General features: G+C 71.2%; 14 protein-coding genes. 6 read left to right on the forward strand and 8 right to left on the reverse strand.

Annotation, left to right across the window (positions count from 1 at the left end):
* Positions 1-4 precede the first annotated feature (4 nt).
* From KBY19_RS37430 to KBY19_RS03885, 4 genes are all read right to left on the reverse strand, one after another.
* Positions 5-2,140 carry a helix-turn-helix transcriptional regulator gene (locus tag KBY19_RS37430; RefSeq protein WP_307843429.1) on the reverse strand — a complete coding sequence of 712 codons (2,136 nt, stop codon included), beginning with the start codon at positions 2,138-2,140 and terminating at the stop codon, positions 5-7.
* A 104-nt stretch (positions 2,141-2,244) separates the two neighbouring features.
* Positions 2,245-3,171 carry a dienelactone hydrolase family protein gene (locus KBY19_RS03875; protein WP_099885261.1) on the reverse strand — a complete coding sequence of 309 codons (927 nt, stop codon included), beginning with the start codon at positions 3,169-3,171 and terminating at the stop codon, positions 2,245-2,247.
* 179 nt (positions 3,172-3,350) lie between these two features.
* Positions 3,351-4,610, reverse strand: coding sequence for a DUF1266 domain-containing protein (locus tag KBY19_RS03880; protein ID WP_099885262.1), 1,260 nt, complete (start codon positions 4,608-4,610; stop codon positions 3,351-3,353).
* Between the two features lie 132 nt (positions 4,611-4,742).
* On the reverse strand, positions 4,743-5,624 hold the full coding sequence (locus KBY19_RS03885) for a helix-turn-helix transcriptional regulator (protein WP_210955140.1): 882 nt from the start codon (positions 5,622-5,624) through the stop codon (positions 4,743-4,745).
* Positions 5,625-5,735: 111 nt separating this feature from the next.
* Here KBY19_RS03885 and KBY19_RS03890 point away from each other — a divergent pair, with 111 nt between their 5' ends.
* The 3 genes from KBY19_RS03890 (at position 5,736) to KBY19_RS03900 (ending at position 7,934) form a co-directional block, all read left to right on the forward strand.
* The gene (locus KBY19_RS03890) at positions 5,736-6,479 is read left to right on the forward strand and encodes an SDR family NAD(P)-dependent oxidoreductase (protein WP_210965155.1); all 744 of its coding nucleotides are present in this window, start codon (positions 5,736-5,738) and stop codon (positions 6,477-6,479) included.
* A gap of 8 nt (positions 6,480-6,487) precedes the next feature.
* Entirely contained in the window at positions 6,488-7,111 is a 624-nt protein-coding gene (locus KBY19_RS03895; protein ID WP_210965156.1) for a DsbA family protein, read from the forward strand.
* Positions 7,112-7,391: 280 nt separating this feature from the next.
* Positions 7,392-7,934 carry a TerD family protein gene (locus tag KBY19_RS03900; protein ID WP_099886907.1) on the forward strand — a complete coding sequence of 181 codons (543 nt, stop codon included), beginning with the start codon at positions 7,392-7,394 and terminating at the stop codon, positions 7,932-7,934.
* A 78-nt stretch (positions 7,935-8,012) separates the two neighbouring features.
* Here KBY19_RS03900 and KBY19_RS03905 read toward each other — a convergent pair whose 3' ends face one another.
* Entirely contained in the window at positions 8,013-9,986 is a 1,974-nt protein-coding gene (locus tag KBY19_RS03905) for a family 16 glycoside hydrolase (RefSeq protein ID WP_210955137.1), read from the reverse strand.
* Entirely contained in the window at positions 9,983-12,490 is a 2,508-nt protein-coding gene (locus KBY19_RS03910; protein WP_210965157.1) for a ThuA domain-containing protein, read from the reverse strand. The genes KBY19_RS03905 and KBY19_RS03910 overlap by 4 nt, the downstream gene beginning before the upstream one ends.
* Positions 12,491-12,696: 206 nt before the next feature.
* Here KBY19_RS03910 and KBY19_RS03915 point away from each other — a divergent pair, with 206 nt between their 5' ends.
* The gene (locus KBY19_RS03915; RefSeq protein ID WP_210965158.1) at positions 12,697-13,689 is read left to right on the forward strand and encodes a multicopper oxidase domain-containing protein; all 993 of its coding nucleotides are present in this window, start codon (positions 12,697-12,699) and stop codon (positions 13,687-13,689) included.
* Between the two features lie 234 nt (positions 13,690-13,923).
* The gene (locus KBY19_RS03920) at positions 13,924-14,127 is read left to right on the forward strand and encodes a cold-shock protein (protein WP_030405997.1); all 204 of its coding nucleotides are present in this window, start codon (positions 13,924-13,926) and stop codon (positions 14,125-14,127) included.
* A gap of 148 nt (positions 14,128-14,275) precedes the next feature.
* Here the strand turns inward: KBY19_RS03920 and KBY19_RS03925 are convergent, their stop codons facing one another.
* Positions 14,276-15,970, reverse strand: coding sequence for an L-lactate permease (locus tag KBY19_RS03925; RefSeq protein WP_099885267.1), 1,695 nt, complete (start codon positions 15,968-15,970; stop codon positions 14,276-14,278).
* Positions 15,971-16,083: 113 nt separating this feature from the next.
* On the opposite strand from KBY19_RS03925, the gene KBY19_RS03930 reads away from it, so the two are divergent.
* Positions 16,084-16,518, forward strand: a complete 435-nt coding sequence (locus tag KBY19_RS03930) for a YchJ family protein (protein ID WP_185018546.1) — start codon at positions 16,084-16,086, stop codon at positions 16,516-16,518.
* Between the two features lie 9 nt (positions 16,519-16,527).
* Here KBY19_RS03930 and KBY19_RS03935 read toward each other — a convergent pair whose 3' ends face one another.
* Complete coding sequence (locus tag KBY19_RS03935) at positions 16,528-16,941, reverse strand: VOC family protein (RefSeq protein ID WP_099885269.1); 414 nt, start codon at positions 16,939-16,941, stop codon at positions 16,528-16,530.
* Positions 16,942-16,946: the final 5 nt, after the last annotated feature.

Genomic DNA, 16,946 nt, shown 5'->3' on the forward strand with positions numbered 1-16,946 from the left:
TCGCTCACCCGGCACCGTCGCCGAACGTCATCACACGGGAGAGCTCCACCCGCGACCGCACCCCGAGCGCGGCGAAGATGTTGCGCAGATGGTGATCGACGGTGCGGGGGCTCACCGACAGCTGGAGGGCGATCTCCCGGTTCGTGGCGCCCTCGGCGACATGCCGGGCCACGCGCACCTGTTGCGGGGTGAGCCGGGTCAGCGGCCCCGGCATCGGGTCGGCTCCGGCCTGCCCCGCCGCCCGCAGCTCGGCCCGGGTCTGCTCGGCCCAGGCCCGCGCCCCGCACCGCTCGAAGGAGACGAGCGCGTCGGTGAGCACCCCGCGAGCGTCGCGGGGCCGACGCCGGCGCCGCAGCCAGCCGCCGAACAGCAGCTGGGTGCGGCCGCGTTCGAAGTCCCCGCCGGAGCGCTCGTGCTCGGCCAGCGCCCGCGCGTACAGGGGCTCGCTGCCGGGCGCTTCGTCCACCAGGGCGCGACAGCGGGCGAGTTGGCCCGCGGCCTGCGGGTCGATGCCCTGCGCCACCCAGTCGGCGAACTCGGCCACCGCCGCCTCGGCCGCCCCGCTACGGCCCGAGCGCACAGCGGCCTCCACGAAGCAGGGGACGGCCAGCATCCGCACCGCGAAGTGGCCCCGCCTCGGCCCGGTGCCCACCAGCGGTCCGAGCCGGGCCGCCGCCTCGGCCACCCGGCCCCGGCTCAGCTCCGCACGCGCCAGCGCCCACTGCGCCAAGGTCGCCGCCTGCGCCAGACCGTGCCGGCCCGCCACCTCCTGCGCCGCGTGCGCGTGCTCCGCCACCCCGGCCGCGTCACCGTCCACCGACCCGACCAGGGCCAGGATCGCGTGCTGGTGGGCCGCGATGTTCCGCTGGCCGGTGCGGTGGGCGGCGCGCAGCCCCTCCTCGGCGTGTGCCCTGGCCCGCGCGTGCCGGCCCGCCCGCAGCTCGGCGTAGGCGAGGTGTTCCCACGTACGGGCGACCAGCACGTGCAGCCCCCGGGCGCGGGCCACCGCGGCCGCACGGGCGTTGAGCCGGGCGGCGGCGGCGACATCCCCGACGACGAGCGCGGCGGCGCCCGCGCGCAGCAGTTCCTCGGGCTCGTCCCCCGGCCCGTCCTCCGCGGTGAGCAGCCGCCGCAGCGGGACGCGGCCCTCGGCCGGGCGCCCCCGCAGGACGGCCGACATGCCGGTGCGGTAACTGATGAGCGAACGGGTCGGCTGCGGGGTGCGCACCTGGCGCCGGGCCCGCGCCGCCGCGCTCGCCGACCGCTGCGGCCGCAGGGGGCCCGGTGGGTCCGCCTCCGGGGCCGCGCGGCGGGCTGTCGGGCCGCCCGCGCCGCCCGGCGGTGCGAAGCCGTCGACGGCCGCCAGATATCCCGGCGCGTCCCCGAGCTCCCAGGCCGCCTCCATCGCGGCCAGCCGCGCCGTGGCGGCGTCCTCGGGAGCGGCGGCCGCCAGCAGTTCGGCGGCGAGGAGCAGCGCTTCTTGTGCGTCGGCCACCGGCCCGTCGCGTAACCACAGCAGGCCACGCACGAGTTCGGCCGGGCCGCGGGCCGACTCGGGCGAGGGGGTGCGGTCGGCGCGGGCCAGCAGGGCGTGCGCCCGGGTGGGAGAGCCCGCCAGCCGGGCCTGTTCGGCGGCCGCGACCAGTCGCCGGGCGCGCACCGCGCGGTCGGCCGTCAGCTCGGCCGACCGCGCGAGCGCCGCCGAGCACTCCGCGTGTCCGGCCCGCTGCCGCCCGGCCAGCCGGGCCGCGGTGTCGGCCAGTGCGTCGGCGAGCTGCCCGGCGGGTCCGAGTACCGCGGCGGCCCGGTGGTAGAGCAGCGGCAGCGGCCGGGTGCCGTCCTCGTACGCGCATGCCAACAGCCGGTGCGCGGCCTGCCGTTCGGACAGCGGCGCCTGGTCGTAGCTGTGGCGGCCCGGCGCCGGTCCCAGCCGGAGGAGATCTTGTTCGGGACGGACGACGCCCGCCTGCTCGGCGGCCCGCAAGGCGTCCGTTCCCAGCCCCGCCGCACCGGCGGCGCGCAGTACGACGGCAAGCTCCGCCCCGTCCTGGCCGGGGTCGCGCTGCTGCTCGGCGCCGATCAGCAGCGGCAGCAGACGGCAGGAACGGGCCCGTTCACGGACGGTCGGCGGTCCGGTCACGCTCCGCAGGTTACTGCGGAGTCAGTTACCGGGGAAGAGCCCGGGGGCCCGGGGACGAGACCCCGCGCCCCCGGGCCGTCACCGCGGCGCCCGGTCACGTTCGGCTAAGAGGTGTGGGGGCAGTTGCCCCGGTACTCCTCGATGGTCAGCGAGGGCCGGGGAAGGGGGCAGAGGAACTGCTCGTAGCGGGTGTCGTTGTCGATGAACCGCTTCAGCCAGGACAGGCTGTACTTCGCGATCGTCGTGTCGGGGGTGTTGGGGGTGAGGTGACTGGCGTTGTTCAGCTCCAGATAGGCCCGGTCCAACGAACGCGGCAGGCTCTCGTAGAAGGGCTCGGAGTGGGTGGCGACCGGGGCTATGGAGTCACCGTCGGCGCCCACCACCAGCGTCGGGGTGCGCAGCTCCGGCCAGCTCTTGTCCAGGTTCCACCCGGTGAGCGGAATGGCGGCCTGGAGCGAGGGGCGGCTCTTGGCGGCCTCCAGCGAGCCCCCGCCGCCCATCGAATGGCCCATCACACCGAGCCGGCTGCTGTCGACGCGGTCCCGGACCCGGCTGCGGTCGGTCAGGTGGTCCAGCGCTGCCAGGAGCTGCCGTCCGCGGCTGTCGGGCTGGTCGAGGGTGGTGAGCGTGTCGATCGTCATGACCACGAACCCCTGCGAGGCGAGTCTCGGCCCCAGCCAGGCGATCGAGGACTGGGTGGCGGTGAAGCCGGGTGAGATCACCACCGCACCGAACGTGCCGTCCCGTGTCGTGGTCGGGTAGTAGATGGTGCCGCCGCCGAAGCCGCTGACGGACAGCCGCGAGACGCTCGTGTCGGAGACGGCGTAGGGGCCGCGTACCGCCTCGATGCTGTCCTCGGTGGGGTCGGGGCCGCGCTCGTACGGGTTTTCGGCCGCCGCGGCGGGAGCGGCCGCTGTCGGGGTCGTGGCCTGCGCCGCGGCCGGAACGGCCTGGGTCGCGGTGAGCCCGGCCACCGTGAACAGCGCGGCGAGCACCGTACGCAGGAGGCGGGGTCGGGGTTTGTGCGGCATGGAGGGTGCGTCCTCTCGCTGGGCGAAGGACACGGCACGGCCCGCCACGTCGTGGCCGGCCGCGCCCGTCCGGGTCGGTTGCGCAGGCCACTGTCCCGGCGCAGACCCGAGGTGCGCATCGGCGAAACCACCGGTCTCCTACCGCGACCCGCGGGTGGCCCCTCGGCCGGAACGGTTGCTCAGTCCGGCAGTTGGAACGGCACCGTCCGCCACGGGCCGGCCGACGCCCGCAGCAGCACCCGGTGCGCCTCCAGCACCTCGGTGTACCACTCGCCGAACCGCTCCTCGTCGAAGTGCAGACAGCGGCCCATCACATACGCCGCCGAGAACTCGGCCCAGGAGCGGTAGGTACTCCGAACGCCCGCGCTCACCCGCTCGATCGCGTCGTACATCTCCGCGCGGGTCGCATAGCGGGCGCCCCGGCCCCAACGGGCCATCTTCGAGGCCCGGCCCAGATCCCAGGCCGCGACCGTACGGACCACCTCGTCGGGCCCGAGCAGCTCGTCGGCCCGGAACCGCGCCTCGTACCGCAGGATCTTGCCGACCATCCCGCGCATCTCCACGAGGAACGCGTCGAACTGAGGCCCCTCGGGCGCCTCAACGACCCGCCGCAGGGTCGCCTCCACACAGTCCCGCCACCGCCCGGCGTCCACCGGGCCGCGACCGCCGTGCTCCTTCTCCAGCGCGAGCCGGGCACCCAGCACGAAGTCCCAGAACCAGGGGCTCACCTCGCACTCCAGCAACCGCTGCTGGGTCTCCAGCCAGTCCTCCCGGCTGCTGATTCCCCAGCTCTCCTCCAGCCGTTCGACCTCGGCGCTGTAGCCCGCGCCGTGCCAGTCCAGGGTGTTCCACGGGTCGCCGTTGCCGTAGCACAGGTGCGCTCCGCAGGCCAGGCCGTGCAGCAGCGGACCCGGATCCGGGGCGCCGGTGCGGCGGGTGACGAGCCGGTCGGTGAGCGCCTGCGGGTCGAACAGCTCCTCGTGCAGATCCGCCCACACCTCCCGCTCCTCGTCGTCGACCTGGAACATCTCCTGGCAGGGTGTCGCCGCGTTGACGACGAGCACGTCCACCTCGGGCGGCAGGATGTCGGCGAGAGTGCCCAGGGTGATGAACTCGAAGACGACATAGGGGTGCGGGCGCGGCAGCAGCCCGTCGGTGTAGACCTGGGTGATGGTCCGGGTGATGCCGTCGGAACCGGTGATCTCGCTGGTCAGCAGCTGCCGTTCGGCCGGATTCCGGGTGGCCTGCTCGATCGGCACCGGGTGGTAGACGCCGTTCTCGGCCAGAGTGCGCAGATAGGTGTAGCTCTCGTCGACCTCGTGCAGCTTGTACAGCCGCCGTTCGAGGTCGGCCGGGGCCTGCCAGCAGCCCTCGTCCCCCGTGTACTCGATGACCGGGAAGATGTCGTCGTGCTCGTCCTGCTCGCCTACCGCGTACACCCTCGTGCCCCGTTCCCGGCCCCCGGCCCCCGCCCGTCGCCGGTGCCGAGGCGCCTGACCATGATCGAACGGTCACGCTACCGCCTTCGGCGGTGCGGCGGTGCGCCGGGGCCCGAGCTGTCCGGAAGCCCCTCACGCCCACAGTCGTTGCAGACCCACCACGTTCAACAGGGCCAGCTTCTCCGCAGCGTCCGTACCCTTGGCCGCCGTGTAGAGGACCACTCGCAGGTCGCTGTCGGGTGCGATCAGGACATCGCAGTCCAGCGCGACCGTCCCGACCTCCGGATGCTCCACCGTCTTGCTGGCCCTCGTGTGCCGACCGACCGCATGTTCCTCCCACAGCCTCAGGAACGCGGGGCTGCGCCGGCACAGTTCGGCCACCAGGCCGCGCAGCGCGGGGTCGGAGGGGTAGCGTGCCGTTGCCGTGCGCAGATCGGCCACTGTCGCCGCCTCGAAGTGCGCCTCCTGTTCGGCGTGCTGCCGCACCGGTGTGGGCTGCCCCGTGAAGTGCTGCCACAGCACGTTGCGCTCCCACCCCTGCCGGTGCGACGGATCGCCCATCAGCGCGGCGAACAGCGGGTTCCACTCCAACAGCGTCCACGCCGCGTCGTACACGCTGACGGGCGTCCCCGGCAGTTGCTCCAGCAGCCGCCGCATCCCGGGCGACACCCGGGTGGGCAGCTGTGCGCTGTCGGGCAGGGCCCGGCCGCCGAGGAGGAACAGATGGCGCCGTTCCTCCTCCGACAGCCGCAGCGCCCGCGCCAGCGCGGTGAGTACCTGTCCGGACGGCGAGGTGGCCCGGCCCTGCTCCAGCCGTATGACGTAGTCCACCGACATGCCCGCCAGCGCGGCCAGTTCCTCGCGGCGCAGCCCGGCTGCCCTGCGCCGCCGGCCCGTGGGCAGCCCGGAGTCGGCCGGGTCGGCGCGGTCCCGCCACCGCCGCAGCGCACGGCCCAGCCGGTTGTCGCCTGTGGTTGCGTGGGTGCCCTGGGCGGTGTGGACCGGCTCGCTCATGCGTCCAGTCTGAGCCTTGCGCGGCGGGGAGCAAGGCTCGGTCCTGGTACTGCTTTTCCCAGGAAGAACGGACGACTCCCTGGCGGCGCCCTGCCGCACGAGGGTGAAGCCATGAGCACTACAGAGACCGCACAACCCGTTCCCACCACACCGATCACACTGATCACCGGTGCAGGCCGGGGGCTCGGCCGGGAGACGGCCCGTCGGCTGCACGCCCTGGGCCATATCGTCTACCTCGGCGTCCGCGATCCGGAGCGCGGCGAGCGCACGGCACGCGAGACGGGCGGGCGGGTGCTGCCGCTCGACGTCACCAGCGAGCAGTCCGTCCAGGAGGCCGCCGCACTGTTGCGGGAACGTGAGGGGCACCTGGACGTCCTGGTCAACAACGCCGGCGTCTCCGGAGCTCTCATGACGGCGGAGGAGACGACGGCCGACAACATGAGCACGGTCTACGACACCAACGTCTTCGGCGTCGTCCGTACCACCCGCGCCTTCCTCCCGCTGCTGCACGCTTCGCAGGCCCCCGTGGTGGTGAACGTCAGCAGCGGCCTGGGCTGCATCAGCGCGGTGAGCGACGGCGAGGCCCGCGCCGTCGCCGTGCCCGACTGGATGCCGGCGCTCACCTACGCCTCGTCGAAGGCGGCCTTGAACATGGTCACGGCCCAGTACGCGCACGCCCTGCCCCGCTTCCGCGTCAACGCCGTCGACCCCGGCTACACGGCCACCGACTTCAACGGCCACAGCGGTCGGCAGCCGGTCTCCCAGGGGGCGGAGATCATCGTGCGGATGGCCTGTGTCGGGCTGGACGGACCCACCGGCGGCTACTTCGCCGAGCACGGGCGGCTGCCGTGGTGAGCCGCCCTGTGGAACATGGCCTGAACCACTCCGGGCCGCGTATCGAACTCGTCCACGACTTCGTCTGCGCTCGCTCCTACCTCGCCTTCACCCGGCTGCGGCGCGCGGTGGAGCGGCACCGCGCGGAGGGCGGTGCGGCCGAGTTCGTGCTGCGCCCCTACCGGATCCGTCCGGAGGCCGCGGTCCAGGGCGAGCCGCTGTTCGAGGTACACCGCCGCGAGCGGGGTGAGACGGTGGCCCGCGCCATCCGTGCCGACCGCACGCTCGGCACCGCCGACGGCCTCACCTTCCGCTTCGACCGCGCGCTGTTCACCAATACCTACGCGGCCCACCTTCTGGCGGCCCAGGCCGCCGCTCAGGGCCGCTCCCTCCCGATGGCCGCCCGCCTCTTCCGCGCCTACTTCACGGACGGCCTCCACCTCGCCGACCCCACCGTGCTGGCCGCGCTGGCGACGGAGGTGGGCGTGCGACAGGAGCCGGATCTCGCAGACGCGCTCGATGCCGAACTGGCCCGCACGGGGTCGCTCGGCAGCCAGTCGGGGCCGGTCTTCCTCGTCGGCGGGCGCCACGTCCTGCACGAGGAGCCGACAGAACACGAAATGCTCATCCTCTTGAGGGAGCTGAGGTATTAGACCGTCCCGTACCGGGTCTTCGCCACGCACGGCCAACCAGCGCGCCTCGATGGAGGAGATCGCCCGGCGCTCCGGCGTCTCCGTGCCGGTGGTCCACGACCACTTCCCTCCCGAGCGACGGCTCCACCGCCGCCTGCTGGAGAAGCACTTCGCCGCTCTCCGGCAGCTGTGGCGGGAACGGTCCTCGAAGACCGAAAGCGGCGGTGTGGTCCTGATCCCGGCACTGTTGACGTGGCACGATGGAGCTGTTCGCAGGGCGGTCCGAGGAGGAGGGGGCAGGATGAGCAGCAGTCTCAACAAAGGACTCGGCAAGGTGGAGGTCACCCTCAAGTGGGACCCCAGTGCGATGGGGGAGCCGCCGCACGACCTCGACATAGTGGCCGCCACGTACACCGCGGACGCTCCGCACGGCGAGCCGGCCTACCTCGTCCACTTCGACAGCCGCTCACCGGACGGCACCATCACCCTGAACCGGGACAGCAAGACCGGTCAGGGGTTCGGCTCCGACGAGGTGATGACCCTCGAACTGGAGAGGCTGGCCGAGAACTACACGCGTGTCGTCGTCGGGGTCGCCATCCAGCAGGGCGAGGGCCACAAGACCTTCGACCAGGTCCCCCACACGGCCGTGCGGATCTGCGAGGGCTACGAGGAGCTGTCCGCGAACGACTTCTCCGGCGTCCCGCGGGCCACGGCGGCCACGGTCGCCGAGTTCGTCCGCGGCGAGACGGGGGAGTGGCACCACAAGGTGCTGTTGCGGGGCTACGAGGGAGCCCCCGAGGAGTTCGCCTCCCGTATGGGCATCCCACAGCAGCGCACCGACTGAGACGGCAGGCCGCGCCCGGGAGGTCTGCTCCCCGCCGGAGGGCGGGGAGCGGACACCCCGAGCGCAACAGGAACCCGCCTACAGTTCCTTGATCCGTACGTTGCGATACGACACCACGTCAGTGGTCCCGTGCACCTGCAGGCCCACATAGCCCGAGGCGTAGCGGCGCCCGTCGGTGCCCGGGTCGTCGCCGCGCGGCGGTTCGAAGACCTGACCGCGGTCGTTGTCGAACTCGTTGATCAGCGTGCCGTTGCGATAGATCTCGTAGTGCTGGCCGATCACTCGGATCTCGTAGTCGTTCCAGGTGCCCTTCGGGGTGACGCCCGCGCCCGCCAGGCCGACGCGGTCGAACCCGTAGACGGAGCCGGTCTTGTACATGTCCCCGTCCGGGCGGTCCAGGATCTGCAGCTCGTGCCCGTACTTGATGGCCACCCACTCCGGACGTGACTCCTCCGGGTGATCGTGCACATCGGGGAACCGGACGAAGACGCCGCTGTTGGTCCGGCCGTCACCCGGCGCGTCGTCGCGGAACTGCAGTTTCAGGGAGAAGTCCCCGTACTTCCGCTTCGGGTACCACAGCATCCCCATGCCCTCGACCTTGTCGTCGCTGGTCATGGTGGAGTCCTCGTTCAGCCCGAACCGGCCGCCGCCGACCTGCTCCCAGTCGGCGAAGGACTCCTTGCTGCCGTCGAACAGATCGCGGTAGCCGGTGTTCTGGCCGGGCGTGCCGATGCCGGAGCGTTTGGCGGCACGGTTGATGAGCCGCTGCTCGCGGACGACGATCACGCCCTCCTTGACGAGCTGCGCGGTGACAGCGCGCACATGCTTGAGGAACAGCGCCTGTGAGGTCCACTCCTTCTCGTCCTCGATCAGCTCGTTGACGGTGCAGCGGCGCATCGTCATCCGGTTGGGCACCCCGGTGTCGACGGTGCCGACGATCACGGTCTCCCGCTCGTCGTACTCCGGGCAGGCCGGGGCGGGCACCCCACCGCCCGCCACCACGCGGAAGGAGACCTTCCGCGGCTCGGAGGTGTTGCCCGCCTTGTCGGTGGCCCGGTAGGTCACCGCGTGATATCCGGCCCGGTCGACGACCAGCGGGTCGGAGTAGGGCAGGTACGGCGCGCCGTCCAGCGAGTACTCGATCGTCCCGACGCCGGACTTGTCGTCCGTCGCGGTCACCGTCACCGTCGCCTTGCCGATGAAGTGGCCGTCGGAGTTCTTGCTGCCCTCGGCCTTGCCCTCGGTCGTGGGCGGGGTGGTGTCCACGTCGGGCGGCTCGACGACGGTGAAGCTCACCGACTTCTCCTCCGCCGTGTTGCCCGCCTTGTCCTTCGCCCGGTAGCGGACGGTGTGCTCACCCGCGTCCGTGACCGTCACCGGCGCCGTGTAGGCCCGGTACGCGCCGCCGTCGAGGGCGTATTCGATGCCGTCCACGCCGGAGTCGGCGTCCGAGGCCGTCACCGTGACCGTCGCGCTGCCCAGGTAGTTGCCGTCCTCGTCCTTGTCGCCCTCCACCGTGGCGGAGGTCTGCGGCGGCGTGGTGTCCTCACCCGGTTCGTCCCCGGTCACCACCAGGGTGCCCTGCATCTGCTGATGTCCCGGGATGGTGCAGTAGTACTTGTAGGTCCCCGGGGTCAGGGTGACCTCCGCCGTGTGCTTGCCGCCCTTCGAGTCGTTGGGGGAGGCCAGGATGTTCAGGTCGACGTCCTGGTTGTAGTCGGGGTCGGAGGTGGTGAAGGTGAGGGTGTGCGACATCCCGGTGGTGTTGCCGGTCGCCGCGCTGTTCTCGAAGACGATCGTCGCCTTGCCCGCCACGGCGGTCGCCGGAGCGGAGGCGTACTTCGTCATGTCGTCGTCAGCCGTCCAGGTCAGCACCTGATCGGCTGCCGTGCCACCGTCCTGCGCGGTGGCGTCGGCGGCCGGCGCGGTGCCCTTGCCCCACGCCGTGGCGGAGGTGAGTCCCAGCACCATCAGCAGCGCCGCCAGCAGGGCCGTCAGCAGTCTGCGCCGCTCCTGTCTGCGCCGCCGCCCCGGCCGTGCGCTCGCCCTCATCGGCCCGTCTCCTTCCGCAGTGCCGGTTCGGCCATGTCCTCGGCGCTCGGGGTCGGCTCGCCGCCCTTGTACGTCACCCGCCACAGCGCCGACTTGTCGTCGGAGGTGAAGAACCCGCGCCCGTAGTCGAGGACGTACAGCGCGCCGTCGGCGCCGAACTTCCAGTCCATGAGGTTGCGGATGCCGCCCTCTCCGACGGGGACGATCCGATCCAGGCTCTCCGCGTGCGCCGGCCGCGCGCCGACGGTGTCGCCCTTGGGCATCACCAGCGCGTGCCGCGGCTGGTCACCGTCGTAGAAGTCGCCCACGAACCACTTGCCGTCCCAGTAGGAGGGCCATTTGCCTTTCGCCGGCAGTTCGTCGTCGAACCGGTAGAGCGGTCCGGTCATCGCCGCCTGCCCGCCGCCCTTGAGCCAGGAGAGGGTGAGCTTCTGCTCGTCGAGCTTGTAGCTGGGCACACCGTTCTCGTCGCGCGGGAAGTCCGGCGCGCCGCCCTGCGGCGAGTACCAGATGTTGTTGTTCCGCGCGGGCGGGATGTTGACGAGCCCGTCGTTGTTGGGCGACTCGTTCTTCAGGTGGTCGCAGTCGTACCAGCCCAGCGGCTTGCTGGGATCGGGCAGATTGCGGTCCCGGTAGGGCTGCTTGTTGCCCATGCAGTACGGCCAGCCCTGGTTGCCCGCGCTGGTGATCTTGGCGAAGGTGTCGTACTTGGCGGGGCCCCAGGTCGGGCTCGGGTTCTGTGCGTCGGGGCCGACCCAGCCCGCGTACAGGGTGTCGGTCTTCTTGTCGACGGCGATCCGTGCCGGGTTGCGGACACCCATCACATAGATCTCGCCGCGGGTCTTGCCGCCGCCCTCGGCGGTCTCCTCCCCGGTGAACAGATTGCCCTCGGGGAGGGTGTAGGTGCCGTCGTCCTCGGGGTGGATGCGCAGGATCTTGCCGTTGAGGTTGTTGGTGTTGCCCGCCGTGCGGCGCGCGTCGGCGAAGGAGACGCCCTTGAAGTTCGGCTCCGGGTTGTTGCCCGAGTAACCGTCGCTGAACCGCGAGGAGTTGTTGTCACCCGTGGCGATGTACAGATTGTCCTTCGAGTCCCAGGCCATGCCGCCGCCGGCGTGACAGCAGCTGTGGATCTGGACCGGCCACTTGAGCAGTACCTTCTCCGAGTCCAGGTCCAGCTTGTCGGTCTCCTCGTCCAGGGTGAAGCGGGAGACCCGCCGCTCGGCCATGTGTGTGTCGCGGTTGATCTCACTGTGCGGCGTGTAGTGCAGATAGACCCAGCCGTTCTTGTCGAAGTCCGGGTCCAGCTCGATGCCGAGCAACCCCTCCTCGTTCTTGACCAGTTCGTCGCCGCCGCCCTTGTTGCCGAAGACCGTCAGCTCGCCCGCCAGGGTGACCTTCTCGGTCTTCGGGTCCCAGATGTGCACCTGGCCCTTGCCCTTGCCGATGTCCGGGTCGTCCCAGTCGGTGACCACCGGCTGGGACGCGTCACCGCCGCCGCGGCCGATGTAGAGGATCCGGCCGTCCTCGGCCGTGACCAGCCCGTGCGGCTCGCCGATCTGGTCGGACTGCCCCGGCTGGTTGGGCCGGGTGAGCCGCTCGGCCTCGTAGTTGGACGAGATCGCCGCCTGGCAGTCGGCACGCGCCAGCCGTGTCGTCCACATCAGGGCGCCCCGCAGATGGCTGCGGAAATCGGTCTCCGCGAAGCTGGACCGGGTGCCGCCCATGGCGGTGTAGAACGACCGGCCGCCGTCGTAGTCGCGGCACCAGGAGACGGGGTGGTCCCAGCTGCCCGCGTCCTGGCCCGGGTCGTAGCTGTTGGTGCGGACCCGCGCGACGGTGTGCACCTTTCCGGAAGGGTTCTCCTTCCAGTTGAGCCACTTGTCGGGGCGCTTCCACTCCACGGGCAGATCCTGGGCCGCAGGGTGCTGCCGGTCGCCGACCTCCACGGTGGCGCGCTGCACCTTCTGAGGGCTGTTGTCCGCGGGCCGGGCGCCGATCAGCCCGGTGAACCAGTCCGAATAGGGCTCGGCGCGCGCCGCGTCGTGGATGCCGAGGAACCCGCCCCCCGCCTCCATGAAACTCTCCAGCCCCGCCTCCTGCTCGGGGTCGAGCACATCGCCGTCGCCGGTGAGGAAGACGACGGCGTTGAAGCGGCCCAGCCGCGGTTTGGTGAAGATCGCGGGGTCGTCGGTGGCCCGGATGGTGAAGTGCTCCTGGGCCGGGCCCTGTTGTCCGATCTTCTCGATGGCCTCGATCGCCGCGTTGACGGTGGGGGACTCCTCGCCCGTCGCGCCGTGGAAGACCAGGACGCGCACGTCCTCACCGCCCGGCGGGCTCGGCAGTGCCAGCTTGGGCGCGGGCGCCCCGGGTGGCGGCGCCGCGAGCGCCGGTGCGCCGAGCAGCCCGGCGGTGAGCGCGCCGGCCAGCAGTGTGGCGATCCTGGTGCGTCGGGACCGCTGGGAACGTCGGGGTCTCGCCCGTTTCGGGTGCGGTTGGAGCCGCATGCGTGATCCACCCCTCTTCTGTCACAGAAACGTGGCAGAAGCTAGACCTCTTTCGGCGGTTCGCCAAGGTCTATGACCACAACTCGACGAACTTTGTCCTGAGTGTGGATAAACACTGCGGTCGGCGCTACCGTCCCCCACAACTCGCCATGCGCGGCGCACCGTTCAGCCTCCACCCGCCATCGCCCCCGGGGAGAACCAGAACGATGACCGGAGAGAACCGAGAGTCGAGCACCCACACCCGTCGCGCCTTCAGCAGGGGCCTGCTGGCCTCCGGCGCCGTCGCCGCGGTCGGCACGGGTTCGCTGACAGCCGCCACCCGCCCCGCACAGGCGGCGCCGGCCCGCTCCACGGCGATCCGCCGCGCGGGCAAGGGCGGTGAGACCTGGCGGATCAAGATGTACGCGGAGAAGCTGCCGGACGGTCAGATGGGCTACGGCCTGGAGAAGGGGAAGGCCACCATCCCCGGCCCGCTGATCGAACTCGTCGAAGGCGACACCCTGCACATCGAGTTCGAGAACACCATGGACGTCGCCGCCAGCCTCCACCCGCACGGTGTGGACTACGACATCGCCAACGACGGCACCAGGATGAACAAGAGCCATGTGGAGCCCGGCGGCAAGCGCACCTACACCTGGCGCACCCATGCGCCCGGCCGCCGCAAGGACGGCACCTGGCGTCCCGGCAGCGCCGGCTACTGGCACTACCACGACCACGTCGTCGGCACCGAACACGGCACCGGAGGCATCCGCAACGGTCTCTACGGGCCGGTCATCGTGCGGCGCGAGGGCGACATCCTGCCCGACCCCGACCGGCAGTTCACCATCGTCTTCAACGACATGACCACCAACAACCTCACCAAGGGGCCGGACTTCAAGGCGACGGTGGGCGACCGCGTCGAGATCATCATGATCACGCACGGCGAGTACTACCACACCTTCCATGTGCACGGTCACCGCTGGGCCGACAACCGCACCGGGCTGCTGGAAGGCCCCGAGGACCCCAGCCGGATCATCGACAACAAGATCACCGGCCCCGCGGACTCCTTCGGCTTCCAGTTCATCGCCGGGGAGGGCGTGGGGGCGGGTGCGTGGATGTACCACTGCCACGTACAGAGCCACTCCGACATGGGTATGGCAGGTCTGCTCCTCATCGCCAAACCGGACGGCACCGTGCCCGGGCACGAAGATCATCACTGACTCCTCGCACCGCTGCTGCGCTGCGAGAACAACCGCCCGCGGCAACACTTCCACCGCTTCGCTCCAGCGTGATAGCGTTGAAGACGTTGCAGTTTTGGTACCCATACTTATGCGCGCCTGAGCTTCGTGGCTCAGGCGCGTACTGTTTATCCGGAGCTTTTCTGGATGGGGGTCATGACGGCGACGCGGAGCCCACGAGGTGTGCGGCTCCCAGCCACCCTGAAGGAGAAGAAGATGGCATCCGGCACTGTGAAGTGGTTCAACTCGGAAAAGGGCTTCGGGTTCATCGAGCAGGACGGCGGCGGCGCCGACGTTTTCGCCCACTACTCGAACATCGCGGCCCAGGGCTTCCGTGAGCTCCACGAAGGCCAGAAGGTCAACTTCGACGTCACGCAGGGCCAGAAGGGCCCGCAGGCGGAGAACATCACTCCTGCCTGACGCACAGCGCACAAAGCTTGACGCGTAGTACCACCACTGGGGCCCGCACCGTTCGACGGTGCGGGCCCCAGTGCTGTCGGGGGCGCCCCGGAGCCCTCCCCCCGGCACGCCCCCCGCCGCGCGGCGAGCACCGCCAGGCACCCAGCGGCTACGGCAGCATCCACGCGAGGACGTGCGACTGGAGCAGCACCAGAAGGCAGATGGCCAGCAGGAGCAGCACACTCCAGCCGATGGTCTTCCGGAAGAGAACGGCCTCCTTGCCGAGCAGCCCCACGGCGGTCGCCGCGATGGTCAGATTCTGCGGGCTGATCATCTTGCCGACGACCCCGCCCGAGGTGTTGGCGGCGACCAGCAGCGTCGGGTCCAGTCCGGCCTCGCCGGCCGCGGTCTGCTGAAGAGTGGCGAACAGCGCGTTCGCCGAGGTGTCCGAGCCGGTCACGGCCGTGCCGAGCCAGCCCAGGAGCGGCGAGAGGAACGCGAAGGCCGCCCCCGCGCCGGCGATCCAGGTACCGATGGTGATGGTCTGCCCGGACAGGTTCATCACATACGCCAGCGCCAGCACCGAACCCACCGTGAGCAGGGCCCAACGCAAAGTCAGCACCGTGCGCGCGAACTCCCGCACCGCGTCCAGCGCGCGCACCCGGTGGACGACGGCCACCAGGATGCCGCACAGCACGAGCAGCGAGCCGGGGGAGGAGAGCCAGGGGAAGACGTAGACGGTGGTGGACGACTGCTCACCGGTGGCCGTCAGCACCTCCCCGTCGAGCCCGGGCCAGGACACCGACACATCACTGTCGGCGAGGAACTCCTTGGCGGGGTCCCAGAGCTTGGCGACGGAGAAGACGGCGATCACGACGAGATACGGCACGAACGCCTGCAGGATCCGCCCCCGGGACAGCGACCCGGCCGCACCGGCCCGCTCCGCCTCCGCGGCCTGCTGCGCCTCCGCGGGAGGCGGCCCGCTGCCACCCGCCTCCCGGTGCTCGCGTTCGGCCGCCACCCGCAGGTCCTCCCGTACCCGCTCGCCCTCGGCCGGCCGCCAGACGCGGAGGAACGCGACGACGGCCCCGAGCGCGACCAGCGAGGCGATGATGTCCGTGAGCTCGACGGAGATGTAGTTGGAACTCACGAACTGCGCCACGGCGAACGCGCCCCCGCACACCACGGCGGCCGGCCACGTCTGCCGCAGCCCCCGCACCCCGTCCACCAGGACCACCAGCAGCAGCGGAACGAACAGCGCCAGCAGCGGAGTCTGGCGGCCGACGTACGCGCCGATGTCCGCGTAGTCGATATCGGTGAGGGTCCCGGCGGTGATGATCGGCGTGGCGATCGCCCCGAACGCCACCGGCGCGGTGTTGGCCACCAGCACGGTGACGGCGGCCCGTACGGGTGAGAACCCGAGCGCCAGCAACATCACGCCGGTGATCGCCACCGGGGCGCCGAACCCGGCCAGCGCCTCCAGCAGCGCGCCGAAGCAGAAGGCGATGATCAGGGCCTGGATACGGGGATCGTCGCTGACGAGGTTGAACGCCCGCCGAAGATCCGCGAACCGGCCGCTGGTGACGGTGAGCTGGTGCACCCACAGCGCGGCGAGCACGATCCACATGATCGGGAACAGCCCGAAGGCGGCGCCTTCCGTCCCCGCGAGGAGGGCCAGATCCACCGGCATGTCATAGGCCCACACCGCCACCACGACGGAGGTGCCCAGCGCGGCGAGCCCCGCCCAGTGGGCCTTCAGCCGCAGACCGCCCAGCAGGACGAAGAGGGTGAGCAGGGGCAACGCTGCGACCAGCGCGGACAGCGCGAGGCTGTCGCCCACGGGGGAAAGGTCCGGACGGTACATGCATCACCCTCGCCCTCGAACACCTGCGTTGCGAAAACGGCGACCCGTACTGATCGTTCCGCAAGGTTGGTGCGAGAACAGCCCGCTGTCCAGAGGTCCGGCATCATGAACGTATGCCCCGACGCAAACCCGCCGGCGCGGCACCGCGCCGAGCCACCCCCGCCACATCACTCACCGACTGCCCCTGCGGCGCCGGACGCTATGCGCAGTGCTGCGGCCGTGCGCACCGCGGGGAGGCGGCCCCCGCGACCCCGGAGGAGCTGATGCGCTCCCGCTACAGCGCCTTCGTCCTGGGGGACACCGCCTACCTGCTGCGCACCTGGCATCCGGAGACCCGTCCCGCCACCCTCGACCTGACCGGCGGCCCCCGCTGGACGGGTCTGGAGATCCTGGACACCACCGGCGGCAGCGCCTTCCACCGCGAGGGAACCGTCACCTTCCGGGCGCACCACCTGGGGACCGGCGGCGAGCCCGGGACGCAGGAGGAGCGCAGCCGGTTCGTAAGGGTGGACGGTGTCTGGATGTATGTGGACGGAACCGTTGCCTGAGGCCGGGCCTCAGCCCTGCGCGTCCTGCGGATACCAGCGCAGCTCGACGGTGTTGCCGTCCGGGTCCCGTACATAGATCGACTGCGCCGAGCCCCGCGCACCGAAGCGGGTGACGGGCCCCTCCAGCACCTCGAAGTCGCCCGAGTCGATGACCGTCGGCCAGTCGAGCGGTTCGACGACCAGGCAGATGTGGTCGACGTTCGACTCTCCCCCAGCCTCCGGCCGGGAGGTGCCCCCACGCGGCTGTTGCAGCAGATCGATGATCGTGGTGGGGCTCACCCGCACCGAGGGGAACGGGACCCGCCCGGCCCGCCACTCCTCGACCCGGACCGGCTCCAGGCCCAGCGGCCCGCAGTAGAACTCCAGCGCGCGCTCGACGTCCCGCACATTGAGCACGAGATGGTCGAAGTCCTTGACCTTCATGAGCA

The sequence above is a fragment of the Streptomyces sp. B15 genome (assembly GCF_018070605.1).
GTDB classification, from domain to species: Bacteria; Actinomycetota; Actinomycetes; order Streptomycetales; family Streptomycetaceae; genus Streptomyces; species Streptomyces smyrnaeus.